This window comes from Streptomyces sp. TRM49041, assembly GCF_008271805.1.
Taxonomy (GTDB): Bacteria; Actinomycetota; Actinomycetes; order Streptomycetales; family Streptomycetaceae; genus Streptomyces.
On record NZ_VSRY01000147.1, the window covers coordinates 316,542 to 340,041 of the forward strand.

The following is a 23,500-nucleotide window of genomic DNA, read 5'->3' on the forward strand; positions in this document are numbered from 1 at the left end:
CGATGCCGCGGTCCCGCAGTCAAGCGCGCAGCGCCGCCATCGGGACCGGGGCGCCCGGCACGTTCTCGTAGGCCACGACGGAAGGCCAGTCGCTGTACGCGGTGTTCATGACGCCATCATGCCGGACCGCCGATTCCCGGGGCGCTCACAGGGTCCACCGCTCCAGCTCGTCGGCGATGTCGCGTACGTCCGCGTCGCCGCCCTTGACCAGCCGCGCCAGATCCCTGACCCGCTCCGGCGAGGTGGTCACGCGCAGCCCGGACGCGGTGAGGTAGCCGTAGGCGACGGCCGAGGCGAACAGTGCGTTGGAGTGCTCCAGTGCCGGGACGTGCAGCAGCAGTTGGAGCAGGGCCGCTGCCCGGGTGTGCGGGTCGTCGTAGACGGGGATGCCGAAGATCTCCGCGTCGTGCCGGCTCACGGCGGCGACGAGCGCGCCCCAGTCGGCGACCTGAGGATCGCCGGGCGCCTTCTGTTCGGCGACCATGAGCAGCCAGGCGAGGTCTATGGAGAGGTTCATACGAGCCGGAGCGCCCTCACCGACCGCCCTCCGTACGGGGCCGGGGGCCCAGCGCCGGATCGCCGCGGAACTCCTCGGCGAAGACCGACTCGTACTGCTTCATGAAGTCGGCCGCCGCGTCCACGAAGGTGCGGCCCGCCTCGCCCACGTCGCGCTGGACGAGCTCCTCGATGTACCGGTTCACACTGACCCCCCGCTGCTGCGCCCTGCGCCGGGCGGCCTCGGCGGTCGCCTCTTCCACCCGTACGTTCAGCTGAGTCTTCGCCACACGACCACGCTAGCGCCATCCCGCTAGCATCAGCAAGGGGTGAGGCGCGGAAAGACATTTCCGATCGGCGGCCGCGCCGGGGCGGTGGTGGGATACCGCCATGACCGATCTGCGTATACGTGCCGCTTCCCCCGCCGACCTCGACACCGTCCTGGCCTTCTGGAAGGCCGCCGCCGAGGGCACGAGCATCAGCGACGACCGCGACGGCGTCGAACGGCTGGTGGCCCGCGACCCCGAGGCGCTGATCCTGGCGGAGGACGGTGGCGGTGAGCTGGTCGGCACCGTGGTCGCGGGGTTCGACGGGTGGCGGTGCCACCTCTACCGGCTCGCGGTCCACCCGGACCGGCGGCGCACGGGCGTCGGCACGGCGCTGCTCGCGGCGGCCGAGGAGCGGTTCGTACGGCTGGGCGGGCGGCGCGGCGACGCGATGGTGCTCGACCGCAACGAGCTCGCCCACCACGCCTGGCGGGCGGCGGGGTACGCCCCGGAGCCGCAGTGGAGCCGCTGGGTCAAGCCGCTCACCGACTGATCACGGCCCGATCGGGTGCCGGTCGCCCGCCGGCCGGTGGCGGAGCGGTCGCGGACCGATCGGCGCACTGCCTCTTTTGCGGGACCTTTACTATGGGTGAACGATTCACGATCGAACTTGAAAGGTGTGAGCGTCCGCCCATGGGCGAGCCTCCCAGTAGCAGAACCCGATATCGCGCGATCATCCCGCCCCTGCCCGATCATGGGACGGAGGTGAACCGATGACGGAAGTGCTGCTGCTCCTTGTGGCACTGCTGCTCGCCCTGGCGTGCGGCGCGTTCGTCGCGGCCGAGTTCTCCCTCACCACGGTCGAGCGCGGCACGCTGGAACAGGCCGTCGAGCGGGGCGAGCGCGGCGCGGCCGGCGCGCTGAAGGCCGTACGCTCCCTCACCTTCCAGCTCTCCGGCGCCCAGCTCGGCATCACGGTCACCAACCTGGTCGTCGGCATGCTCGCCGAGCCGTCCGTGGCCCGGCTCATCAGCGGCCCGCTCCGGGGGCTCGGCGCGTCGGCGTCCGTCGCCTCGTCGCTGGCGCTGGTGATCGGCACGGCCCTGTCGACCGTGGTCCTGATGGTCGTCGGCGAGCTCGTGCCGAAGAACTGGGCGATCTCGTCGCCACTCGCGGTCGCCAAGGTCGTGGGCACCCCCCAGCGGATCTTCAGTGCCTCCTTCAAGCCGCTGATCAGCCACCTCAACAACACCGCCAACCACATGGTGCGCCGCCTCGGCATGGAGCCCGCCGAGGAACTGGCCTCCGCGCGGAGCCCGCAGGAACTGGTCGCGCTGGCCCGCCACTCCGCCAAGGCGGGCGCCCTGGAGGCGGACACGGCCGAGCTGTTCGTCCGCACCCTCAACCTGGCCGAGCTGACCGCCGAGAACGTGATGACGCCCCGCGTCCAGGTCACCGCGCTGGAGGCACAGGCCACCGCGGAGGACGTCGCCAACGCGACCCGCGCGACCGGCCTGTCCCGCTTCCCCGTCTACCGGGGCAGCCTGGACACGGTCATCGGCACCGCCCACATCAAGGACGTCCTGACCGTCCCCGCCGAGCAGCGGTACCGCACCCCGGTCGTCGACCTGCTGCGGGAGCCGGTGCTCGTCCCGGAGTCGCTGACCGTGGACCGACTGCTCGACCGGATGTACGGCAAGGCGACCATGGCCGTCGTGATCGACGAGTACGGCGGCACGGCCGGTGTCGTGACGATGGAGGACATCGTCGAGGAGGTCGTCGGAGAGGTACGCGACGAGCACGACCCGCATGAGACGCCCGACCTGGCGCGCGCGGGCGACGACGCCGACGGACGGGCCCTGTGGTCCGCCGACGGCGCCGCCCGCACCGACCAGCTGGGGCGGATCGGGCTGCGGGTGCCGGAAGGCCCGTACGAGACGCTCGCCGGGCTCGTCGCCACGGCGCTGGGCCGTATCCCCGAGGTCGGCGACACCGTCGAGGAGTCCGGCTGGCTGCTGCAGGTCGTCGACGCCTCGGGGCGCCGGGCGGCTCGGGTCATCCTGCACGCCCCGCCGACCGCGGCCCACGGCGGCGATACGGGCGTCGGCGACTCCGGCGACTCCGGTGAGGGGGTGGACCGATGATCGCCGTCCAGTTGCTGATCGGCTTTCTGACGCTGGTCCTCAACGCCTTCTTCGTCGGCGCGGAGTTCGCCCTGATCTCCGTCCGGCGCAGCCAGATCGAGCCGCACGCGGAGGCGGGCGACCGACGGGCGCGCAGTGTCCTCTGGGGCCTTGAGCACGTCTCGGCCCTGCTGGCGGCCGCCCAGCTCGGCATCACGCTGGCCACGCTGGTGCTCGGCATCGTCGCCGAACCGGCCATCGCGCACATGCTGGAGCCGCTGTTCGGCGCGCTCGGCGTTCCGCACGGGCTCGTCCACCCGGTGTCGTTCGTGATCGCCCTGGCGGCGGCCACGTATCTGCACATGCTGCTGGGCGAGATGGTGCCGAAGAACATCGCGCTGGCCGAGCCGGTCCGTACGGCGCTGATCCTGGGGCCGCCGCTGGTGGCCGTGGCGCGGGCTCTCCGCCCGGTGATCTTCACGATCAACGCGTTCGCCAACGGGCTGCTGAAGCTGCTGCGGGTGGAGGTGAGGAACGAGGTCACGGCGACGTTCTCGGACGACGAACTGGCGCGGATGGTGACCGACGCCGGGGACGCCGGGCTGCTGGACGACCGTGCGGCCGAGCGGCTGCACGACGCGCTGGAGCTGGGCCGCCGCCCGGTCCGGGATGTCGTCATGCCGCTGGAGCGGGTCGTGTACGCGCAGGTCGGCGCCACGCCGGAGGAGGTGGAGCGGCTCGCCGCGCAGTCCGGGTTCTCGCGCTTCCCGGTGGTCGACCCCGCCCGCCACATCCTGGGCTATCTGCATGTGAAGGACGCGCTGGACGTCACGCCGCGCGACCAGCCGTTCCCGGTGTCGGCGATGCGCCCGATCGCGCGGGTGCGGGCCGTGACCCCGCTGGACGACGTGCTCACGGCGATGCGCCGCAGCCGTACGCACCTGGCGGCCGTCCTGGACGACGACGGCCGGCTGGCCGGACTGGTCACGATGGAGGACGTGCTGCGGGAACTGGTGGGTGGGCCGTCCGTCTGACGCCCCGGCGGGCGGGCACGCGTCCCGGCTGCGCGCGGCTCACAGGCGGGTCGCGGCCGGCCATGCGTCGAGGAGCGTGCGGTCGCCGGTGACGGCGTACCGGCGGTCCCCGGCGCCGTACCGCCCGTAGAGCAGGAGCAGCGGCTCGCCGGACGTGGCGTCGACCGTGACCGTGGCTGGGGCTGTCGCGGTGACCGTGGCCGGGGCTGTCGCGGTGGTGGCGACCGTGGCTGTGGCCGTCGTGGCGGCGGTGGCGATGCCGGTCGGGCGGGGACCGCGCTCGCCGTCCGTGTGCCAGGTGAAGCCGCCTCCGCCGAGCCTGAGCGTCCAGGCGAGGTGGACGACCGCCTCGAAGAGGAGCCGCCGGGGGAAGAACCGGACGTGCAGGTCGGCGCCGTGGGACCACATCCCGGCGTCGGGGTCGGCGGCGCGCAGGGTGCGCAGCGTGACCTCGGCGCTCCCGGCCAGCCAGTCGGGGTACTCGGCCGGGTCGCCGGGCAGGTCGAGCGGGACGTCGCGGGGCCGGACGCGGGCGGTGGCGCGGGTGCGGACGAGGAGGTCCGTCCAGCGGTGGGTGGTGCCGTGGTGCCGCACGAGGTCGGCGAGCGTCCAGCCCGGGCAGGTGGACACCGGGGTCGCCGGGTCGGCGTCCCGTACGGTCTTCACGAACCGGGCGACGTGCTCCTCCACGGCGTCGCAGTTGCCCGCGTGCGGGTCGTCGTCCAGGCCGAGGCCGCCCGGCAGCCGGTCCAGGGCGTCGCGCCGGTCGCCGTCCGGTTCCCGCAGGGCGGTGTCGTGGAACAGCCCGGCCAGGCGGCGCCGGTCGGCGGGCGCGAGGCGGCCGAGGCGGTACGCCGTGTGCTCGGTCCGCTCGACGGCGGCGTCCGGGTCGAGGACGTCGTCGTCGCAGGTGTCGACGGTGGTCAGCAGAAGGGCCGGCGCGTAGGCCGGCGCCCGCTCCAGTGCCTCGGTCATGGTGCTCCCCGTCTCTGCCCTCTCGCTCCCCCGGCTGTATCCGCGTTCCCCCCGGCCCCGGGCGACCTTATGCAAGCGGCCTCACACCGCCCGCTCCGCGATACGATCGCTCCGCCATGGAGATCAATGCCACGTACACGAGTCTCGTCGCGGTGGGCGACAGTTTCACCGAAGGCATGTCGGACCTGCTGCCGGGCGGTTCCTACCGGGGCTGGGCCGATCTGCTGGCAGCCCGGCTCGCCGCCCGGACGCCGGGGTTCCGCTACGCGAACCTGGCGGTGCGCGGCAAGCTCATCGGGCAGATCGTCGACGAACAGGTGGGCCCCGCGGCCGAGATGGGTGCCGATGTGATCACGCTGGTCGGCGGGCTCAACGACACCCTGCGGCCCGCGTGCGACATGGGCTTTGTGCGTGGGCGGCTGGAGGAGGCGGTGGAGCGTCTGGCGCCGTCCTGCAAGCAGCTCGTGCTGATGCGCAGCCCCGGCCGCCGCGGGCCCGTCCTTGATCGGTTCCGGCCGCGCATGGAGGAGCTGTTCCTGTACGTCGACGAACTGGCCGCGCGGCACGGCGCGATGGTGGTCGACCTGTACGGGGCGCCTGTGCTCGGCGACCGGCGCATGTGGGACGTGGACCGGCTTCATCTGACGGCCGAGGGGCACCGGCGGGTCGCCGAGGCGGTCTGGCAGACGCTCGGGCACGCGGCGGAGGAGGACTGGAGGGCACCGCTGCCCCCGGAGGTGCGGGCCCCGTGGGTCGAGCGGCGGGTGAGCGACCTGCGGTTCGCGCGGCAGTACCTGGGACCGTGGATCGGGCGCCGTCTGACCGGGCGCTCGTCCGGTGACGGGCGCCCCGCGAAGCGGCCGGAGCTGCTGCCGTACGAGGCGCCGCTGCCGTAGGCGCCGGCCGGGGCACCCGCGCAGTGGCGTGGGTCTCGTAGTAAGGCACAAGGTGGGGCGGGGCGCTGGCCTGCAGGAATCGCCAGTAGAATCCCTTGACGTGACAGCCAAGCCTCGCATCCCCAATGTCCTCGCCGGCCGCTACGCCTCCGTCGAGCTCGCCACCCTCTGGTCGCCGGAGGAGAAGGTGAAGCTGGAGCGGCGGCTCTGGCTCGCCGTGCTGCGTGCCCAGAAGGACCTCGGGATCGAGGTGCCGGACACCGCCCTCGACGACTACGAGCGCGTCCTCGACCAGGTCGATCTGGTGTCGATCGCCGAGCGCGAGAAGGTCACGCGGCACGACGTGAAGGCCCGGATCGAGGAGTTCAACGCCCTCGCCGGGCACGAGCAGGTCCACAAGGGCATGACGTCCCGGGACCTGACGGAGAACGTCGAGCAGCTGCAGATCCGGCTGTCCCTGGAGCTGATGCGGGACCGCACGGTCGCCGTGCTGGCGCGGCTCGGGAAGCTGTCCGCCGAGTACGGCGAGCTGGTCATGGCGGGCCGGTCGCACAATGTGGCCGCGCAGGCCACGACGCTCGGCAAGCGCTTCGCGACGGCGGCCGACGAGCTGCTCGTGGCGTACGCGCGGCTGGAGGAACTGCTGGGCCGCTACCCGCTGCGCGGCATCAAGGGCCCGGTCGGCACCGCGCAGGACATGCTTGACCTGCTGGGCGGCGACGCGTCGAAGCTCGCCGAGCTGGAGCAGCGGATCGCCGCGCACCTGGGGTTCGCGCACGCCTTCACGTCCGTGGGCCAGGTGTACCCGCGCTCCCTCGACTACGAGGTCGTGACGGCGCTGGTGCAGCTGGCGGCCGCGCCGTCGTCACTGGCGAAGACGGTCCGGCTGATGGCGGGCCACGAGCTGGTCACGGAAGGCTTCAAGCCGGGCCAGGTCGGCTCCTCCGCGATGCCGCACAAGATGAACACCCGCTCCTGCGAGCGCGTCAACGGCCTGATGGTGATCCTGCGCGGCTACGCGTCGATGGCCGGCGAGCTGGCCGGCGACCAGTGGAACGAGGGCGACGTGTCCTGCTCGGTGGTCCGCCGGGTCGCGCTGCCGGACGCGTTCTTCGCGTTCGACGGTCTGCTGGAGACGTTCCTGACGGTCCTGGACGAGTTCGGCGCCTTCCCGGCGGTCGTCGCCCGCGAGCTGGACCGCTACCTGCCGTTCCTGGCCACCACGAAGGTGCTGATGGCGTCGGTGCGTGCCGGGGTGGGCCGCGAGGAGGCGCACGAGGCCATCAAGGAGAACGCCGTCGTGGCCGCGCTGGCCATGCGTGAGCAGGGCGTCGAACGCAACGAACTGCTGGACAAGCTCGCCGCGGACGAGCGCATCCCGCTGGACAGGACGCAGCTGGACGCGCTGATGGCGGACAAGCTCTCCTTCACGGGCGCGGCCGCCGACCAGGTCGGCACGGTGGTCGCCCGCATCGAGGAGATCGCCAAGCAGCATCCGGCGGCCGCCGCGTACGCGCCGGGCGCCATTCTCTGACGTAACTTCACGGGTGGCTTCACGCCGGTTCACCGCCGAGGAGCTCCAGGCCGCTCGCGACCGCGTCATCTCCGACGTGGTGGCGGGCGGCCTGTCCGTACTGCTCTGCGGGATCGATCCGAGCCTCATGTCGGGTGTGACGGGCCACCACTTCGCCCGCCCGGCAACCGGTTCTGGCCGCTCGGTACTGGCAGGCTCGCGTATGGAGTACGCCCGCCGCACCCGAGCATTGGACGAGATGGTTCTGTCGCAGCACCCGAGCCCGGCCCGGCGCCCTCCGGCCGGGCAGTGCCGGGCCCGGCACTGCCGCTACGGGCCTATGGTGCCTACCCGTGCGGGTTGAGCGAGTCGAGTACGGGGAGCCCGTTGATGCTCACGTGGATGGTGAACATGACGGCGGCCAGGGCGAGCACGATGAGAAGGATCTTCTTCACAGCGGTCCTTTCAGACTACGGACAGGGCTTCACGGACGGTCAGCCGGCCGGCGCGCCACGCCGCAGCCATGGTGGCCGCGGCTGCCCCGACCAGGACGAGGGTCAGCCACAGCGATACGGCCGGGCCTGACAGATTGAAGGGCAGGGGCAGATGGAAGGCCTGTTCGCCGACGAAGTCGCCGAGCACCCGCGTCAGTGGTAGCGCGACGACGACGGCGATGACCACGCTCATCGCCGCGACCAGCACAGCCTCACTGACGACGATCCGGCGTACCGCGCCCGGCGTGGCCCCGACGGCGCTGAGCACGGCGAACTCCCGGGTCCGCTCGACAACGCTGGTGCTCATGCTGGAGCCGAGGCCGAGCAAACCCACCACGCCCATGGCGGCGGCCAGGGCGAGCAGGATGGCGATGAGCACGGCCACATGCCCGTCCAGCGCTGTCTCCAGCTGGTCGACAGGCATGGTCGAGGCGACATTCACCCCTTCCGTCGCGAGCGTGCGTTCGATCTGGGTCAGCGCGGCCCGGCGGGCGTCGTCGTCGTGACCCTCGGTGGCGACCCGGATCAGCGAGGCCTGTCCGGGCACCGGGACGGCCCGTTCCATGCCGTCCGGCGTGACGTACGCCGTGCCATGGGTGCCGAAGTCGGAGACCAGCCCCACCACGCGCCAGGTGGAGGGCCGGTCGGCGACGGTGAGTGCGACCTCGTCACCGACCTCGATGTCCTGGTATGCCGGGACGAGCTGGTTGAGCACGACCGCGTCGGTGTCATCCGGCCGCAGCCACCGTCCTTCGATGACGGGCAGGGTGAGCATGGGGCTGTCCGGAGCGGCGGCCGTGATGCTGAAGCTGCCATGCCCGCCGTCGGGGTAGGTGTGGCTGACGTCGACGCCGTCCGTGCCGGTCACCGCGGTCTTCCACGAGGCGACCGCCTCCACATCGGCGACGCCGGGCAGTGGGCGCAGCAGTCCGTCGAGCGTGGCGGCGGATACCGGCTCGTTGAGCTTGACCTCCAGGTCGTAGTGGCGGTTGGCCTGCCCGTCGTCGACCAGTGCGGTCCAAGCGCCGGCCGTATTCAGGCCGGTGATGAACAGACCGCCGCCGACGGCGAGCAGGGCGAGATTGAGCGCGAGCCGCCCCTTGCGCCGCATTGTGTTGCGCGATGCCATCACCAGCGACCGGTCGACGCCGCGCAGCGACCCCAGCCATGCCTTGAACCGGGTGCCCCGTACGGAGCCCGCCCCCGTCCCGGTGCCGTGGTCGTCGATGGCCTGCCGCACGGTGACGCGGCTGCCCCGTACCAGCGGCACGAGTGCGACGAGCAGCGGGACGCCGAGGCCTGCGAGTAGCTGGACGGTGAAGACCCAGGCGGGGACCGCGACGCTGACCAGGTCGATGTTGAGGAGTTCCGCAATGACCCCGGCGAGGTAGCGCCCGGTCAGCAGGCTCGGCACGAACGACAGGGCGGTGGCGGCTGCTGCGATGAGCAGGGCCATGAGCAGATACAGCTGCAGGATCTGGCGGGTACGCGCACCGACCGCCTTCATCATCCCGATCTGGCGTATCTGCTGGGCGAGGAGCCCTCCGAGCATCGTCGCCACCAGGATGGCGCTGAGCGCGACCGAAAGCCCGGCGAAGACGAGCAGCAGAAAGGTGACGGACTCCATCTGCGACTGGTGCGGATGGCGGTAGGGCGGCGGCACCTCGATTCCGGTGACGCGCAGGCCGCGTTCGGCGAGTACGGCACCGGCCCGCCCGGCGGCCTGTTCGATCTCCTCGGCGCTGCGCGTCGGGTGAGCGGCGTCCGGGCCGACCACGAGCTTCAGCTCGTCGAGCGCGACGCTCTCCCCCAGGCGCTGCAGCGCCGCCGGGGTGAGGTATCCATAACCGACGGTCTCCTGCTCCGAGGGAGCCAGGCTCGGGTCGTGCACCGCCCCGGTCACGGTGACGCGCTGGGGCTTGCCGTTGGGGGTCTGCACCTCCAGGCTGCGTCCGGTGGCCACGCCGAAGTGGCTCAGGGAGCTGCGTTCCAGCAGCATCTCGGCGGCCGGCGTGGGCCAGTCCCCCTGTTCGACGGTGAAGCTGCTGATGCGCATCGGGTCGTCGGGCGCGACGACCCAGAGCATGAACTTCTCCCAGCGGCCGTCGACGCGGACCCGGGCCTTCACCGAGCCGCGCACGGCCGCGTCGGCGATGTCGGGCTGGTCCAGGACGCCGGCGACGGCCGCCGCGTCGGGTTTGCCCGACAGATGCAGGGTCGCCGACGCCGGGTGGGTGGACAGGTAGCTGCGTTCGATCTCCCGCAACACGATGGTGCGGGCGCCCAGGACGGCGCCGACCGCGGTGAGGCTGACCGCGATGGCGAGGATCATCATGGCGGTGCGGGTACGGGCGGTCCACAGGTCCCGCGCGACCTTGCGCCAGCGCAGCCGGGTCATGCCGTCACCCCGGCGGCACTCGTGCCGGCACTCGCACCGGCGTCCGCGACCCGGCCGTCGGCCAGCGTGATCTCGCGGCTGATGTACCGGCTGACGTCGCGTTCGTGGGTGACCATCACGATGGTCCGGCCCTCGGCGGCGAGGTCGGCGAACAACTGCAGCATCGTGTCGCCGGTTTGCGAGTCGAGATTGCCGGTCGGTTCGTCGGCCAGCAGGATCGGCGGGTCGTTGGCGAGCGCCCGGGCGATGGCGGCCCGCTGCTGCTGGCCGCCGGAGAGAGCAGAGGGCAGTTTGTCGGCCTGCTCGGCGATGCCCATGCGCTCCAGCAGGGCGAGTGCGCGCCCGCGCCGCTCCCCGGCGGGGAACGTGCGGCAGAAGTCCATGGGGATCATCACGTTCTCGGCGACCGTGAGAGTCGGCAGCAACTGGAAGAACTGGAAGACCAGGCCTACCGTCCGCCCGCGCCAGGCCGCGAGCTCGGCCCCGCGCAGCGCGTGGACGGCAGTGCCGACGACGCTGATCTCCCCGGAGGTCGACCGATCGATGCCGGCGAGGAGGTTGAGCAGCGTGGTCTTCCCGCTGCCCGACCGCCCGACAATGGCGACGAACTCGCCGGCCTCGATGTCCATGTCGACGCCCGCGAGTGCGGTGAAGGCACCCGAGGAGAGGTTGTATTCCTTGACGATGCCGCGCACCCGGATTGCCTGGGTGCCGGGATCGGCACCCCTGGTGCCGGACGCGGGCAACGTTGTGTCGCGCATTGGTGGTACCTCCAGAAGAAGCGGCGGCGAGGGCCGAGAAACTGTGCCCGAGCCCCGAACCGGCCGGCTGCGAACGGCATTTCCATGTGAGGCGAGCCGAAGCCTGGCCCCGCATCGTTTCCGAACGATAGGTTTGAAACCGAACAATGTGTTCGGCTCCTACGTAATCGCGAGTTGCCAGGGCAGGGCAACCGTCAAAGCGGGCCGAGCTGTTCGAAACGAAACAGCCGACAGCGAAGTGTTCGGCCAGAGACGGGAAACGCGCATGGCAACGGGTCCGGACAGGCGGGTACGCAAGACCAGGAAGGCGCTGCACCTCGCGCTGCAGCAGCTCATGATGGAGAAGGGGTACGAGTCCGTCACGGTGCGGGACATCATCGAGCGGGCCGATGTCGGCCGCACCACGTTCTACGCCCACTTCACCGACAAGGAGGACCTGCTCCGCCACGGCGTCGAGAACCTGCAGGACGAGCTGCACGAGGCGGGTACCGCCCGGCCCGCCGGCACCGGCCGGTTCTTCGCCTTCAGCCTGCCCCTGCTGGAGCACGCCTACGACAACCGCCACCTCAGCCCGCTCCTGGTGGGGCGGCGAGGTGGCCCGCTGTTGCGGCGGTGGTTCGACGAGATGGTCGCCGACCTCGCCCGCGAGGAGCTGTCCCGGCGGCTGCCGGCGCAGCATCCGACCCGGGTTCCGCTCGCCACGGTCGTGCCGTTCGTCGCCGGCGGGTTCGCGTCGCTGCTGACCTGGTGGATTGATGACGGCCTGCGGTGCCGGCCGACAGAGCTCGACGAGAGGTTCCACGCGGTGGCCGTGCCCGGTGTGAGGGCCGCCCTCAACCTATGACGGCGAGCGTCGAAGTGAGCTCCAGGCCCGCTGTCGTCCCGGACGGCCGCACCGCCCGGTGGGACAGCAGGTTCGCTGGGCGCCCGCTTCCCGGCAGAAGTTCGCCGAGCGGGAGCCGCAGAAGGAGCCGAAGAACCTGCGCAGCCGCCCTACGCACCGGGATGCTCAAGGCCCTCGCGCCGGTCGGCACGAGGGAGGCCATCGACGAGGCGAAGCTCCTGGAATTCCTGCTCTTGATCCCGTACGCGTACGACACCGACTCCGGCATCAGCTCGGTCGCCGCCAGCGAGCACGGGGACACCGAGGAGGAGTTGCGCCACACCGCCCACAGCTACCTGGAGAGGCTCCACGGTCGTCCTCTGCGGACCGCATCCACTCCCTCACGACGCAGCGCGCTGATCAGCTTGCCGAACTGCCGCGGGCTCAATCCGGTGAACGGGGCTATCCAGGAAGCTCCGACGCCGTAATCACACCAGGCACCGCAAGATCTTTTCACGGGCCGCAGTGCTGGCCTACGGGCAGTCAGGAGCGGTATCGCTGCGGCTCCACAGCCTTGAGCAGGCACTTGCGGTCGTCTGCGCCGATCAGCCCGTCCGGAAGATTCTCGTCCTCCAGCAACGCGCGCAGGGCAGAAGCGTGTGCGGCGAAGGCGGCCCTGCACCACTCGCGTTCCGGGTGATCGCAGTCCTTTCCGAATAGCAGCACCTGGCGTTCCTCGTCGGAGTCGACGGGCGATGACAGCTCCGCGGCGACGACCAGGAGGTCGACCAGGCCGGGCCGCACCACGAGGTCAGGGACAGCTGCCAGGCGGATCAGGAAGGGCAGGGCAGGCGGCATCACGGCGCTCACGTGGAAGATGCTGTTCATCAACACATTGCCCAGCACGGGCAGGGCCTTGGGGCCGGCTACCTCATCCAGGAGGCCGCGGAGCAGGACCGGGACCCCCGCAGGGCACCCGGGAATCTGTGACCAGTCGACATCGGCGCAGCCCAGCAGCGCGGGGTGGTCGCACGCAGCTCGCTCCATCTGCGGATGTTCGCGGAGGAACCGAGCGACGGCAGCCTCTTTGACCGCCGCGTCCATCACGCACATCTCTCTGCCCCTACCCCTGCTCCCACGACATCGCCCTAGCGGCGTCCGCAGGGCGGAACTCTTCCCGGGGCGGGCGTCGAACGCAAGCGCCAAGGCCAGTAGCCGACACCTCCCACCCTGGGGATAGTGGCGTACCAGCCCGGCACCGGATTCCGGGACAGCCCTCAGCCTGCCCGGGGACACCTGGCAGGAGCGTTGGGCGGCCAGCGGCACGGGCGAGCTTGCTGGTGCCACCTGGGTGGACCTCCCGCTGTGGATTTCTTCCGGTCACCTGTGCGACATCCCGTGGGTTGCTCTGAGCTTCCCTCAGGTCCTAACCCCGTGGCCAGGCGGTTCGTCCTCTCTCCTGCGTCAGTTCGCAGGCTGACGTAACTTCGGGAATCCTGAAGGTTCTCACTGTGTCCGATCGGTTCACGATCGGGGTGAAGGTGAGGGGGCTCGGGTTGGCTGCGCTGGCTGTCGTACGGGACCTGCGCGATGTCCGGCCGCCAGCCACGGCGGATGAACTGGAGCAGTTCGAGACCGACGTGCTGGCGGGGTTCGTGCTGGCGCGGGCTTCGGCAGGGCTGGCGGACGGCACGATCCGCGGGGACGTCGGGCACCTGGAGCAGATGCGGTCCTGGTTCAGCCGGCCGCTGTGGGAGATGGAGCCGCCTGACGCCGACGCGTACTTCGGGAAGGTGCTGCGGGCTTCGCCAAGTGGCACCCGGCTGGGGCGCTCTCAGGCGCTGACGACGTACTTCCTGTTCCTGGAGTTGCGGCACAAGGTCGAGATCCACCGGATGACCGGTCGGGTGATCGAGTGCCCGATCGACGAGATGAACCGGCCGCGCGGCGCGAAGGACGCGGCACTGCGGATTCCGCCGTCCGGGCCGGAGGTCAAGACGCTGTTCGCCGGATGGGGCGGTGAGCTGGCGACCTGCCGGAAGTTCGCCCCGACCGCCCGGAACTACACCGCCTCTAAGTTGATATCCCAGGTCGGGCTGCGGGTCGGCGAGGCGTGCAAGCTCGATCTGGCGGACATCAAGTGGGATCTGGGCCGCTTCGGCAAGCTCCATGTCCGCCACGGCAAGGGCGCCCGCGGCTCGGGTCCGCGCGAGCGGATGGTCCCCCTGATCAACGGCGCCGACCGCACGCTCCGATGGTCCATCGAGGACGTCTGGGGCCAGTTCGACGACGACCACACCCGCCCCGGAGCCCCGCTGTTCCCCTCCGAACGCAAATGCTCCGACGGCTCCTCGGGCCGGGTCGGCGACGATGCCCTGCGCGGCGGCCTCAAGACCGCGGCCACGGCACATCTGCCGGGCTGGGGGCGACAAACTCACTCCCCACGTCCTGCGGCACTTCTGCGCGTCCGAGCTCTACCTCGGCGGACTCGACCTGATCGCGATCCAGGAAGTCCTCGGACATTCCTGGATCGCCACGACCATGCGATACGTCAACCCTCGGGAGTTGCATCAGACGGGCGAGAAGTTGCAGGTCGGCAGCTCACAGGGCGGGTGTGCCGCTTTCCAAAGCCGCTACGCGCTGGGGGTCTGACCTGGCATGTTGCGGAGGCGATCCCATTTGATGCATGATCTGCCCTCCAGAAGGGATGGTCTGGATGGTGCATCAGCGCAAGGTCGCCCTGGCCGGGTCGGCTCATCTGGAGCTCGTCTCCGGTGTGGTCCAGCTGCGTCCCGAGGACGCGATGTTCGACGCGATGCTGCGGGGCTGGCGGGCCCAGCAGAAGGCACGTGGGCTTCAGGACGAGACGGTCGAGGACCGGGAACGGCTGATCCGCCGGTTCCACGAGTTCGCGAACGGCTATCCGTGGCAGTGGACGCCAGCCCACATGGACGAGTGGTCGGTGTGTCTGACTGGCGAGAAGCACTTGGCGCCGTCCACGATCCGCGGCTATCAGGGCATCGTCCGGCTGTTCAGCGAGTTCGTCATCGACAGCCGGTACGGCTGGGTGCCCGCCTGTGAGGAAGCCTTCGGCGCCTTCCCCGTGGCGATCTGCCACGAGTGGAACACCATCCCGCACCTGCAGGACTACGAAGGCAACCCAGAGGCGAGGCCGTTCACTCGGGAAGAGCTGCAGCGGTTCTTGGACTACTCCGACGACCAGGTCGAGCGTGCGGTGCGTGCGAAGCGCAAGGGCGCGCTGGCCGCCTACCGCGACGCCACCCTGTTCAAGGTCATCTACGGCTGGGGGCTGCGGCGGACCGAGACGTCCAAACTCGATGTCGTCGACTTCGGACGGAACCCGCAGGCCCCGCAGTTCGGGCGGTACGGCACCCTCAACGTCCGCTACGGCAAGGCGAAGAGGGGCCAGCAGCCCAGGCGCCGGAACGTGTTGTCGGTGATGGACTGGGCGGTTGAGGCAGTTACGGACTACGTCGAGAACGTCCGGCCGCGGTTTGGGTTCCCCGACCATCCGGCTCTGTGGATCACCGAGCGCGGTGGACGCCTCCAGCCCGGTTCCATCAACGACCGGTTCGAGGCATACCGCGACGCCCTGAAACTCCCAAAAGACCTAGTTCCGCACTCAATCAGACATTCGTACGTCACCCACATGACCGAGGACGGGGTGGACCGGCGGTTCATCCAGCAGCAGGTCGGCCACGAGTGCGACAGCTCCACGGCGATCTACACGCACGTCAGCGACGACTTCATGAACACTGCCCTGCACAAGGCACTGGCCCCGGCGTTCGCCGGAGTCTGACGGGAAGGACCTGGCGATGACCGCCAAGCTCGACTACCGCTGGCACCTGCGCAAAGTGATGGCGGACCGCGGGATGTTCTCCACCACCGACCTCATCCCGCCGCTCGCCGAACGGGGCATCACCTTGTCCACGAGCCAGGTCTACCGGCTCGCCGTCGAGCGTCCCGAGCGCCTCAGCCTGAAGATCCTCATGGCCCTGCTCGACATCCTGGACTGCCGGATGGACGACCTCATCGAACCGATCGCCGCGGCCGGCACGATGAAGAAGCCGAAGAAGGCCGCTGCTGCCGGTGCCGCACCACCGGCAGCGGACGCGCTCGGTGACCTGAGGCCCAAGCGGGCCCGGATCAGGGGTGTCGACCTGCCGTGACTTCCGTCGACCAGTCGGCCCGTGCAATCACGGACCCCATCGGCCTGATCACGGACCTGATCACCCCCGTCGAGAGGGACCTCGACCCCGCGGCCGTCCGGGCAGTGGTCCTCGGCGTCGCCGGTGGCCGTGCGAAGTCGCGCCGGATCGCCGAAGCCCTGGTGGGCCAGCCCGAGGTCCTGACCGACGGTCGCTCTCCGGCACTCCGGGCCATCGGTGACCTGCTGATCGCGCTCCGCAAGGCCGGGGCGACAACGATCTCGCCGCCGGTCTGCCGCGACTGCGGCAAGCATCTGCGGACCTTCCAGCGCCGAGGCCAGGACTGGTACTGCTCGGTCTGCGGGCAGGAGACCGCCGAGTGCGCCGCCTGCGGAAACACCCGGCGGATCTCCATGCGGGACCGAAATGGGCGGCCGCGCTGTTCGATGTGTCCAGACACCGATCCCCGTGACCCGCTCGACGTCGTCCATGAGGTGATCATCAGGATCAGTCCGGCCGCCGATCGCGAGGTCGTCGCGGAAGCGGTCCGCCGGTCCGCTCCGCGGCCCTCCTACCAGCAGAATCTGGCCTGGGCTCTGGAGGACAACCCCCGCCTGCTGACCGGCGAGGGGCACCTGGCTCCCCTTCGCGCCATCCCGCGGTTCATCGAGCTGCTGCACGCCGCGGGCGTCTCAGGCGTCGCCCGGCCGGCCTGCCCCCGCTGCCAGCGCGTGGTCCGGGTCGACAAGCCCCTCGACGGCCAGCGGGTCTGCCGCAACTGCATCGCCAAGTCCCGCATCGAGGAGTGCTCACGCTGCGGCGCCCGGCGCGAACCCGCCACCCGCGACGCCGAGGGGCGGCCGCTGTGTCCGCACTGCCTGATCACTGATCCCGCTAACTTGGAGGCCTGCATCGTTTGCGGCAACCGCCGCATGGTTTGCACCCGGACTCCCGACGGGCCGATCTGCCCGAACTGCCGTCCTCTGCCCACGCTGGTCTGCTCGATCTGCGGCCGGACGGCGCCCTGCATGCTCTCGAAACTGACCGGGCAGCCCCGCTGCGGCCGTTGCGACCAGCGAGAGGTGCATTGCACCGTCTGCGGACGCTTTCGCGACATCCACTCCGGCACCCTCGACGCCCCCGTCTGCGGCCCCTGCACGAAGCCGGACGCCGAACTCTGGCGCCCCTGCCCGACCTGCGGTGAGGCCGAACGGCTGACCGCACCCGGCCCTTGCCGCCGCTGCACGCTCAAGCAGCGGCTCGTCGCCCTCCTCACCGACGACACGGGCGCCGTCCCGCCGAAGCTACAGGCCCTCCACGACGCCCTGGCCAGCACCCAGCGGACGGCGACAGCTATGAGTTGGCTCTCGAAAGGCATCGTCTCCACCGTCCTGTCCGACCTGGCCTCCGGCCGACGACCCCTGACCCACGAGGCCCTCGACGAACTCCCCGACAGCAAGGTCGTCGAGCATATCCGCAGCGTCCTCGTCGCCACCGACGCCCTGCCGTCCCGCGACGAGCAGATGGTCCGCCTCGAACGACACGTCAAGGACCTCGTCACCTCCCACGCCACCCCCGAGGGACGGCAGATCCTCCACCGCTACGCGACCTGGCACCTGATCCGCCGGCTTCGCCGCCGGAGCCGCGGCAAGGACATCACACACACCCAGCTCAACGTCGTCCGCCAGCACCTCCGGGCCGCCGTCTATCTCCTGGACTGGCTCACGGACCAGGACCTGCCTCTGGCCAGCTGCCGGCAGAGCGACCTCGAACGCTGGATGACCCGCGACGAGACCCAACTGCGAAGAGAGGCAAGCCACTTCGTGCGCTGGGCCCTCGCCCAGAGGATCGCTCGGGACCTCAGCTTCCCGGCGGTGAAGTGGAACGGCCCCTCCCAAGCGATGGACGACGACGCCCGTTGGACCACCGCCCGCCGGTTGCTGCACGACGGCACCATCCGGACCGAAGACCGCCTGGCCGGCCTGCTGTTGCTCCTCTATGCCCAGTGGCCGGCGGCAATCTCCCGGCTGACCACCGCACACATCGAGAAGACGGACGAGGCTGTCCGCATCCGCCTCGGCGACATCGCGGTCACCTTGCCCAGCCCCGTCGCCGAGCTGGCCCTGGAGCAATCCGCCGCTCGTCGCAGCCACGCGGTCCTCGCCCAGACCGACTCTCCCTGGCTCTTCCCCGGCGGCCAGCCCGGCCGACCGATCAGCGCCTGGGCAATGGGCGAACGACTCCGCAAGCTCGGCATCCGGCTCGCCGAGACCCGCTCCACCGCCCTGTTCCAGCTCGCCACCGAGCTGCCCTCCGCGATCCTCGCCCGCACCCTCGGCATCCACATCAGCGTCGCCGTCAAGTGGCAGCGAGCCGCCGCCGGAGACTGGGGCGCCTACGCCGCCGAGATCAGCCGCCGTTCAGCCCCGCTCACCAATCCCCTCGCTCACGACACAGAACAGGGCACCCGATGACCACACCGGACCTCTCGGCCGACTGGCTCACCACCTGGCAAGGCGAGATCACCGTCATGCTTGAGCAGACCCTTGCCCACTTCGAGACCGCCTACGGCTACCCGCCAGGCGACAACTACGTTCTCGTGGCCGATGACCAAAGCCGAGCGGCGGCCGCGCGGCTGGAGGACGCCGCCGTCCCCACTGCCCTGGTCACCTTCTACTCCTCGATCGCCGAGCTGCGGCTCCCCGACGTCGACCACGGACACTTCATCCACTCATCCGACCTGGTGCTCGACCACCTCGCCGAATACGGACCAGTCCGCCTGACCAACGACTGCACCGGCATCGTCTTCGGCAGCGACGGCGGAGGCATCCTCTTCGCTCTCGATCACAGCGAGCAGGTCCACCGATCCACCACAACGTCATGGTTCGACGACTTCGAGCCGACAGCCCCAACCCTTACCCAGTTCCTCGAACAGCTCCACCGAGCCACTGCGGTCTTCACGGACGAGACCAAGCGCGACTCGGCCACCCAACACAGCTGATCGACCCCACCGATGGGCACCGTCCACGAGGCGTTCCAAGAGTTCCAATACCCGACTCCACCATCACATGTCCAGCAGACCCGGGTCGAGGACGCCTGGGTGGCCGGGCAGCAGCAGGCCGCGAAGCGGCTGGAAGGACTTCTGCGATGAAGTGGAACCTGCGGCTGACCGCCGCGAACAGGGGGATTTGGAAAGCCTCCGAGCTTCAGCGGAGCCTGGCCGAGCACGGCCTGGTCATCTCGGCCGGGAAGATGTCCGGACTGTGGTCCGGCCAGCCGGTCTCCCTCAAGCTGGAGGACCTGGACGTCATCTGCGTCGTCCTCCGCTGCGAGATCGGCGACCTCCTCATTCCCGAGCCGGAGAAGGTGCACCGCCCCGGCCAGGAGGAGACGGTCCAGGCCGCTGTCGGCTCGGCCACCGCCGCCCCGAAGGTGATCCCCAAGCGCCGGGACGGCCGGTCGCTGCCGCCGGAGTGATTCGGTGGCACGCTTCCCGAAGGGCTACGTCAAGCCGACCAGTTCCTGCCCGGGCTGCCTGGCCTGGGGCGACTTCCGCGGACGGCTCTGCCACACCTGCTACATGTTCGGCCGGGGGCACGACGCAGCGGAATGCGCCGGTTGCCGTCGCGTCCAGCCGTTGAAGTGGGACTACTGCCGTTTGTGCTGGTGCCAGGCCCGCCTCGGCGCGAAGACAGCCGACGGCCGGCTGGCGGAAGGGACAGACGTGCGGGAGAGGCTCGCCGCCGTCCGGCACCAACAGCTGTTCTTCGTCGGGATGCACTACCGCAAAAGACCGACGCCTCCAGCCCGACGGAAAGGAGGACGGCGTGGCCCCCCGCGCAAACCGCCTCCCGCGTCGGCTTGGCGCCCGGACCCCGGCTGGCAGCAGCCGCCGCTATTCGAGCAGATCCCCCGGCACTTCGGTCGGCTCGACCCGGCCGACGCCGACCTGGCCAGCCCGTGGCTGGCCTGGGCGAAGTACCTCGCCCACCGGCTCGCCGAGGCCCGCGGCTGGGGACGCAACATCCGCTTCGCGGTCAACCGGGGCCTGGCCGTCGTCCTCACCGGTCACGTCGAAGGCGACGTCATCCGGCACACGGAGATCTTCTCCTCGCTACGGGCCCTGGACCTGCCCGTCGGCCACATCGTCGCGGTCCTGGCGGAGATGGGGATCTTCGAGGACGACAGCGAGCCGTCCTTCGAGCGCTGGCTCGTCGGGCGCCTGGAAGGGCTCGCACCCGGCATCCGTTCGGAAGCCGAGCGCTGGACCCGAGTCCTGCGCGACGGCGGCCCCCGCAGTCTCCCGCGCAGGGAGGGTACGGTCTGGCTCTCCCTCAACCAGGTCCGTCCGGCTGCTGGAATGGTCGAACCGCTACGACCACCTGCGGGAGGTGACCCGCGGCGACGTCCTCGCCCACGTCAAGACGCTGCGCGGTAACCAGCGGCGTGACCAGCTCGTCGCGCTGCGGTCTCTGTTCACCTGGGCCAAACGGCAGGGGCTGATCTTCCGCAACCCCACCAGCCGGATCAAGGTCGGGCAGAACGAGTACGCCGTGCTGCAACCTCTCCTCCCCGAGCAGGTCGAACGCTCCGTCGCAGCTGCGACGACCCCGGCGGCGCGGCTCGTCCTCGCCCTCGCGGCGGTCCACGCCGCCCGGGTCGCCCAGATCGCCGCCCTCATGCTCGACGACGTCGACCTCGGCAACCGCCGACTGACCATCGCCGGACGCGCCCGGCCTCTCGACGACCTCACCCTGAAGCTCATGGTGGAGTGGCTGGGCCACCGGCGCCGTCGGTGGCCCAGCACCGCGAACCTCCACCTGCTGATCAACAACCAGACCGCCAACACGACCGGCCGGGCCAGCAACCACTGGATCAGTGCTCCGCTGCGGGGACAGGACGCCACCCTGGAACGGCTCCGTGTTGACCGGCAGCTTGAAGAGGCCCTGACCCACGGGCCTGACCCACTGCATCTCGCCGAGGTCTTCGGGCTCGACGAGAAGACCGCGATGCGCTACGCGGACTCCGCGCGAGCCCTGCTGGAACGGGCCGCTGAACAGCACCTTCGATGAAATCTGCTCGACCCGGACGCACCGTGAAGGGAATCATGGACGAGTGACGTCGACCGAAGCAGCAGCCATCGCCCTACAGGACCATGCCGCCCTCTGGAGCATGGGGGAAATCCGCGCGAGCGATGTCGTCAATGCCGCCTGCGATGCGCTCGTCGCCGGACTCGACACCCCCGGCCTTCGAATCCTCGCCGCCTGCACCCGAGCCGAGGCGGACTACGACGTCCACGACCTGCTTCCCGCAGCTCTCGACGAACTCGGCCTCGCCTTCTATCCGGTGGGCAGCGAGGCCGGTCAGGAAGCCGCCGCCCGAGCCCTCGCACGCCGCATGCTCGCCGGAGAGCTCACGCCTCGGGAGTTCGCCTTCCGGATTCATCAGCGCCACGGACATGAGCTACCCCTGACCGAGCGCCTCGCTGAGCTCGACGACGAGTACGACATCCTCGAATACGGCGACAGAACCGTGGACCAGGTCAATGCCGAGGTCACCGCCGAAGCCCGCCGCCTCGCAGCCCACCCCACGGTTCCCGCCGAACCCACGGATTCGCCCAGCTGATGCACACGGACCGACACGCGAGTTCCCGCTGAACAGACTTCGGTTTCCCTGAACTCGCGGGCCTCCTCGGCCTCGGTACGCTGGAGCAGGCCGCCCGCCGCCTCGTAGTTCCGTTACGAGAGATGGCGGGCGAAGAAGGTCCCTACCCGGCGCCGTACCTCAGCGAGTGTCATCGCAGGGTCGCCGGTGCCGACGAGCGCGGTCCGCGCCGTCGCTGTCACGAGACCGGAAGTCTGGAGTCGAGGGACGAGCGAGCCGTAGTCGGTGAATGCCCAGTGGTTCGCGTCGGGGAGCAGCCTGCTGCGGCCGGGAAGGCCCGCCCAGGACGACTCGATACGGGCGGCGCCGTCGAATCCGTCGGAGCGGAACAGCAGCAGCGGCTGATCGAAGCCGGCCAGCGTCGGGTACAGGTCGAGATAGCCCTCCAGGTTCACCACCGCGCCGACCCGGCGGTCGTCACGGGCCGCGTACACCGCCGCCGTGCCGCCTGCGGAGTGCCCGTACATCCCGATCCGGCAGGTGTCCATGGCCGGTGCGAGCTGTAGGTCGCTGAGCCGGTCCAGGACCAGGCGGAGGTCCGCGATCCGGGTGTCCACCATCGTGCGGAAGGTCGCCGGGTCCGGGGGTCCGATCAGGACGGTCGTCCGCATTCCGGTGGGCAGCTCCACCTGAGAAGCGTCACCGGGGTGGTCGACGAGGACGACCACTCGGCCGTTACTCGCCAGGTCCTCGGCGAGGGTTGTGCCGAGCGTGCGGGAGTCACCACCGCCGGGTGAGTACACCAGCACCGGCCGCCGCCCGGGCAGCGGCGGCGCGCCCATGTACCCGTGGGTGAGGACCGCGCCCCAGTCCACCATTCCCGGCTCCGGCAGTCCCGGATGAACGTGCGGCGCGTACTCGGCGAACTCCCTGGCCTCGGCCGGGGTGAGCTGCGGGGCCCGGGAGAAGCCGCGTACCGATCGGGCCGGGTACAGGACGGTCAGCATCAACTCCCGCACGCCGCCCACCCATGGGTCGGTCCGGGACGGGTCCGTCAGATGGACCGTCTGCATGCCTACGGGGTACGGGCCGGCGGGCGCGGGCAGCCGGAGGACCGGGCCGCCACCGGAGGCGGACGCAGCCGTGGGCAGCAGGGCGGCGGCACTCCCCAATAGGGTGCCTTTCAAAAGAGTGCGTCGAGAAGTCATACGAACATCCTTGGGGCGGGGGCCATCACGGTGCGAAGGTTCAGGCCCTGGCCGAAAGGCTGGCCCAGGACGAGGAGCTGTGAGGGTGCTGCGAATCCACTTCACCGCGCAGGACTTCGCCCAAATCCGCTTCGCACCCCGCCCGGCGCCGCTCCAAGAGCTGCACGCCGTCCTGACGACAGCCGTGACCCGGCGTGGCGGGCCGCTGTTCGCGCCGTGGCGCGGACGCGTCCTGCGCTCCCTCCCGGCCGCAGCTAACCCGCTCGCCGACCTGGTTCCAGCGGGCCGCCCGCCTTCCTTCCTCGACGTCATCGGCGACACCATGGCCGACGGCTTCGAACAGATCCGCGCCACCAGCCCCGGTCTCGTCCGCTCCGAGCTGGAGCGGGTCTACGGGACGATGCCCGCGCCTCGCTGGATCCGCGGCCTGCACGCGGGCGACGAGACGGCCTGGCGCACCATGCACCGCGCCCAGCAGGCCGCGTACGAGACGGTCCTCGCCCCGGTCTGGTCCGTCGTACAGGATCTGCACCGTGAGGAGTTCACCCGCTACGCCCTGACCGTCGCCGAGCACGGCGTGGCCGCCACGTTGACCGGCCTGGCCCCGGGCAGCCGACTCCACGAGGGTGTGTGGGAATGGCCCAGTGCAGCGCCGGACCGCGACGTCTGCCTCAACGGGCGCGGCCTGGTTCTGCTGCCCACCTTCCACCACCCGGCGGGCCCACTTCTCCACGACACCCC

The 23,500-nt window shown here is 70.5% G+C and carries 24 protein-coding genes and 2 pseudogenes; 17 read left to right on the forward strand and 9 right to left on the reverse strand.

The features are described 5' to 3' along the window. Positions 1–145 precede the first annotated feature (145 nt). Positions 146–517 carry a fic family toxin-antitoxin system, toxin component gene (locus tag FVS66_RS22425; protein WP_149182975.1) on the reverse strand — a complete coding sequence of 124 codons (372 nt, stop codon included), beginning with the start codon at positions 515–517 and terminating at the stop codon, positions 146–148. A 16-nt stretch (positions 518–533) separates the two neighbouring features. Continuing rightward, positions 534–785, reverse strand: a complete 252-nt coding sequence (locus tag FVS66_RS22430) for a toxin-antitoxin system HicB family antitoxin (protein WP_149182976.1) — start codon at positions 783–785, stop codon at positions 534–536. Between the two features lie 100 nt (positions 786–885). Between FVS66_RS22430 and FVS66_RS22435 the strand changes: the two genes are divergently transcribed. The 3 genes from FVS66_RS22435 (at position 886) to FVS66_RS22445 (ending at position 3,918) form a co-directional block, all read left to right on the forward strand. Beyond that, positions 886–1,314: a GNAT family N-acetyltransferase gene (locus FVS66_RS22435; RefSeq protein ID WP_149182977.1), complete on the forward strand. Its 429-nt coding sequence runs from the start codon at positions 886–888 to the stop codon at positions 1,312–1,314. A gap of 220 nt (positions 1,315–1,534) precedes the next feature. After that, on the forward strand, positions 1,535–2,905 hold the full coding sequence (locus FVS66_RS22440) for a hemolysin family protein (RefSeq protein ID WP_149182978.1): 1,371 nt from the start codon (positions 1,535–1,537) through the stop codon (positions 2,903–2,905). Next, a complete protein-coding gene (locus FVS66_RS22445) occupies positions 2,902–3,918 on the forward strand; it encodes a hemolysin family protein (protein ID WP_149182979.1) in 1,017 nt (338 codons plus the stop codon). The genes FVS66_RS22440 and FVS66_RS22445 overlap by 4 nt, the downstream gene beginning before the upstream one ends. A gap of 39 nt (positions 3,919–3,957) precedes the next feature. Here FVS66_RS22445 and FVS66_RS22450 read toward each other — a convergent pair whose 3' ends face one another. After that, complete coding sequence (locus tag FVS66_RS22450) at positions 3,958–4,893, reverse strand: maleylpyruvate isomerase N-terminal domain-containing protein (RefSeq protein WP_149182980.1); 936 nt, start codon at positions 4,891–4,893, stop codon at positions 3,958–3,960. Positions 4,894–5,009: 116 nt separating this feature from the next. Between FVS66_RS22450 and FVS66_RS22455 the strand changes: the two genes are divergently transcribed. The 3 genes and pseudogenes from FVS66_RS22455 to FVS66_RS22465 form a co-directional block, all read left to right on the forward strand. Beyond that, positions 5,010–5,789 carry an SGNH/GDSL hydrolase family protein gene (locus FVS66_RS22455; RefSeq protein ID WP_149182981.1) on the forward strand — a complete coding sequence of 260 codons (780 nt, stop codon included), beginning with the start codon at positions 5,010–5,012 and terminating at the stop codon, positions 5,787–5,789. 100 nt (positions 5,790–5,889) lie between these two features. After that, the gene (gene purB / locus FVS66_RS22460) at positions 5,890–7,323 is read left to right on the forward strand and encodes an adenylosuccinate lyase (RefSeq protein WP_149182982.1); all 1,434 of its coding nucleotides are present in this window, start codon (positions 5,890–5,892) and stop codon (positions 7,321–7,323) included. 13 nt (positions 7,324–7,336) lie between these two features. Next, positions 7,337–7,506 (forward strand): annotated as a pseudogene (locus FVS66_RS22465) (mismatch-specific DNA-glycosylase); the annotation flags it as partial. A gap of 261 nt (positions 7,507–7,767) precedes the next feature. Here FVS66_RS22465 and FVS66_RS22470 read toward each other — a convergent pair. Then, a complete protein-coding gene (locus FVS66_RS22470; protein WP_149182983.1) occupies positions 7,768–10,194 on the reverse strand; it encodes an FtsX-like permease family protein in 2,427 nt (808 codons plus the stop codon). After that, positions 10,191–10,955 carry an ABC transporter ATP-binding protein gene (locus FVS66_RS22475; protein ID WP_149182984.1) on the reverse strand — a complete coding sequence of 255 codons (765 nt, stop codon included), beginning with the start codon at positions 10,953–10,955 and terminating at the stop codon, positions 10,191–10,193. Before FVS66_RS22475 ends, FVS66_RS22470 begins: the two co-directional genes overlap by 4 nt. Before the next feature lie 265 nt (positions 10,956–11,220). On the opposite strand from FVS66_RS22475, the gene FVS66_RS22480 reads away from it, so the two are divergent. Continuing rightward, positions 11,221–11,799 carry a TetR/AcrR family transcriptional regulator gene (locus FVS66_RS22480; RefSeq protein WP_149182985.1) on the forward strand — a complete coding sequence of 193 codons (579 nt, stop codon included), beginning with the start codon at positions 11,221–11,223 and terminating at the stop codon, positions 11,797–11,799. Here FVS66_RS22480 and FVS66_RS22485 read toward each other — a convergent pair. The 3 genes and pseudogenes from FVS66_RS22485 to FVS66_RS22495 form a co-directional block, all read right to left on the reverse strand. Next, the gene (locus tag FVS66_RS22485) at positions 11,789–12,121 is read right to left on the reverse strand and encodes a hypothetical protein (RefSeq protein ID WP_149182986.1); all 333 of its coding nucleotides are present in this window, start codon (positions 12,119–12,121) and stop codon (positions 11,789–11,791) included. The genes FVS66_RS22480 and FVS66_RS22485 overlap by 11 nt on opposite strands. An 18-nt stretch (positions 12,122–12,139) precedes the next feature. Then, positions 12,140–12,279: pseudogene (locus FVS66_RS22490) on the reverse strand (IS5/IS1182 family transposase); the annotation flags it as partial. 42 nt (positions 12,280–12,321) lie between these two features. Continuing rightward, complete coding sequence (locus tag FVS66_RS22495; RefSeq protein WP_149182987.1) at positions 12,322–12,882, reverse strand: hypothetical protein; 561 nt, start codon at positions 12,880–12,882, stop codon at positions 12,322–12,324. Between the two features lie 1,266 nt (positions 12,883–14,148). Between FVS66_RS22495 and FVS66_RS36190 the strand changes: the two genes are divergently transcribed. The 9 genes from FVS66_RS36190 to FVS66_RS22540 all read left to right on the forward strand — a co-directional run bounded on the left by FVS66_RS36190 (position 14,149) and on the right by FVS66_RS22540 (position 21,572). Further along, positions 14,149–14,430 (forward strand): site-specific integrase, encoded by a 282-nt coding sequence (locus FVS66_RS36190; RefSeq protein ID WP_262387141.1) that lies wholly within the window; start codon positions 14,149–14,151, stop codon positions 14,428–14,430. Positions 14,431–14,494: 64 nt separating this feature from the next. Then, a complete protein-coding gene (locus tag FVS66_RS22505; RefSeq protein ID WP_149182988.1) occupies positions 14,495–15,598 on the forward strand; it encodes a tyrosine-type recombinase/integrase in 1,104 nt (367 codons plus the stop codon). 16 nt (positions 15,599–15,614) lie between these two features. Beyond that, the gene (locus FVS66_RS22510) at positions 15,615–15,968 is read left to right on the forward strand and encodes a helix-turn-helix transcriptional regulator (RefSeq protein ID WP_149182989.1); all 354 of its coding nucleotides are present in this window, start codon (positions 15,615–15,617) and stop codon (positions 15,966–15,968) included. Continuing rightward, a complete protein-coding gene (locus FVS66_RS22515; RefSeq protein ID WP_149182990.1) occupies positions 15,965–18,421 on the forward strand; it encodes a hypothetical protein in 2,457 nt (818 codons plus the stop codon). Before FVS66_RS22510 ends, FVS66_RS22515 begins: the two co-directional genes overlap by 4 nt. Then, complete coding sequence (locus FVS66_RS22520; protein WP_149182991.1) at positions 18,418–18,948, forward strand: hypothetical protein; 531 nt, start codon at positions 18,418–18,420, stop codon at positions 18,946–18,948. The genes FVS66_RS22515 and FVS66_RS22520 overlap by 4 nt, the downstream gene beginning before the upstream one ends. 146 nt (positions 18,949–19,094) lie before the next feature. Beyond that, positions 19,095–19,424 (forward strand): helix-turn-helix transcriptional regulator, encoded by a 330-nt coding sequence (locus FVS66_RS22530; protein ID WP_149182992.1) that lies wholly within the window; start codon positions 19,095–19,097, stop codon positions 19,422–19,424. 4 nt (positions 19,425–19,428) lie between these two features. Continuing rightward, positions 19,429–20,385, forward strand: a complete 957-nt coding sequence (locus FVS66_RS36195) for a hypothetical protein (protein ID WP_262387142.1) — start codon at positions 19,429–19,431, stop codon at positions 20,383–20,385. Further along, complete coding sequence (locus FVS66_RS36200; protein ID WP_262387143.1) at positions 20,339–21,019, forward strand: hypothetical protein; 681 nt, start codon at positions 20,339–20,341, stop codon at positions 21,017–21,019. The genes FVS66_RS36195 and FVS66_RS36200 overlap by 47 nt, the downstream gene beginning before the upstream one ends. A gap of 43 nt (positions 21,020–21,062) precedes the next feature. After that, complete coding sequence (locus FVS66_RS22540) at positions 21,063–21,572, forward strand: hypothetical protein (protein ID WP_262387144.1); 510 nt, start codon at positions 21,063–21,065, stop codon at positions 21,570–21,572. Between the two features lie 113 nt (positions 21,573–21,685). Here the strand turns inward: FVS66_RS22540 and FVS66_RS22545 are convergent, their stop codons facing one another. Beyond that, on the reverse strand, positions 21,686–22,759 hold the full coding sequence (locus FVS66_RS22545) for an acetylhydrolase (protein ID WP_149181395.1): 1,074 nt from the start codon (positions 22,757–22,759) through the stop codon (positions 21,686–21,688). A gap of 85 nt (positions 22,760–22,844) precedes the next feature. Here FVS66_RS22545 and FVS66_RS22550 point away from each other — a divergent pair. Continuing rightward, positions 22,845–23,500 (forward strand): ArsR family transcriptional regulator (locus FVS66_RS22550; RefSeq protein ID WP_149181396.1); only part of this gene is annotated, 656 nt, incomplete at its 3' end.

Excerpts from the sequence above, each read along its gene's own strand:
- FVS66_RS22445 (WP_149182979.1), top strand. The coding sequence starts at position 2,902 with ATGATCGCCGTCCAGTTGCTGATCGGCTTTCTGACGCTGGTCCTCAAC.
- FVS66_RS22530 (WP_149182992.1), top strand. The coding sequence starts at position 19,095 with ATGAAGTGGAACCTGCGGCTGACCGCCGCGAACAGGGGGATTTGGAAA.
- FVS66_RS22425 (WP_149182975.1), bottom strand. The coding sequence starts at position 517 with ATGAACCTCTCCATAGACCTCGCCTGGCTGCTCATGGTCGCCGAACAG.
- FVS66_RS22455 (WP_149182981.1), top strand. The coding sequence starts at position 5,010 with ATGGAGATCAATGCCACGTACACGAGTCTCGTCGCGGTGGGCGACAGT.
- FVS66_RS22440 (WP_149182978.1), top strand. The coding sequence starts at position 1,535 with ATGACGGAAGTGCTGCTGCTCCTTGTGGCACTGCTGCTCGCCCTGGCG.
- FVS66_RS36190 (WP_262387141.1), top strand. The coding sequence starts at position 14,149 with ATGCCCTGCGCGGCGGCCTCAAGACCGCGGCCACGGCACATCTGCCGG.
- FVS66_RS22475 (WP_149182984.1), bottom strand. The coding sequence starts at position 10,955 with ATGCGCGACACAACGTTGCCCGCGTCCGGCACCAGGGGTGCCGATCCC.
- FVS66_RS22480 (WP_149182985.1), top strand. The coding sequence starts at position 11,221 with ATGGCAACGGGTCCGGACAGGCGGGTACGCAAGACCAGGAAGGCGCTG.
- FVS66_RS22520 (WP_149182991.1), top strand. The coding sequence starts at position 18,418 with ATGACCACACCGGACCTCTCGGCCGACTGGCTCACCACCTGGCAAGGC.
- FVS66_RS22470 (WP_149182983.1), bottom strand. The coding sequence starts at position 10,194 with ATGACCCGGCTGCGCTGGCGCAAGGTCGCGCGGGACCTGTGGACCGCC.
- FVS66_RS22495 (WP_149182987.1), bottom strand. The coding sequence starts at position 12,882 with ATGGACGCGGCGGTCAAAGAGGCTGCCGTCGCTCGGTTCCTCCGCGAA.
- FVS66_RS22545 (WP_149181395.1), bottom strand. The coding sequence starts at position 22,759 with ATGACTTCTCGACGCACTCTTTTGAAAGGCACCCTATTGGGGAGTGCC.
- FVS66_RS22510 (WP_149182989.1), top strand. The coding sequence starts at position 15,615 with ATGACCGCCAAGCTCGACTACCGCTGGCACCTGCGCAAAGTGATGGCG.
- FVS66_RS22435 (WP_149182977.1), top strand. The coding sequence starts at position 886 with ATGACCGATCTGCGTATACGTGCCGCTTCCCCCGCCGACCTCGACACC.
- FVS66_RS22450 (WP_149182980.1), bottom strand. The coding sequence starts at position 4,893 with ATGACCGAGGCACTGGAGCGGGCGCCGGCCTACGCGCCGGCCCTTCTG.
- FVS66_RS22505 (WP_149182988.1), top strand. The coding sequence starts at position 14,495 with ATGGTGCATCAGCGCAAGGTCGCCCTGGCCGGGTCGGCTCATCTGGAG.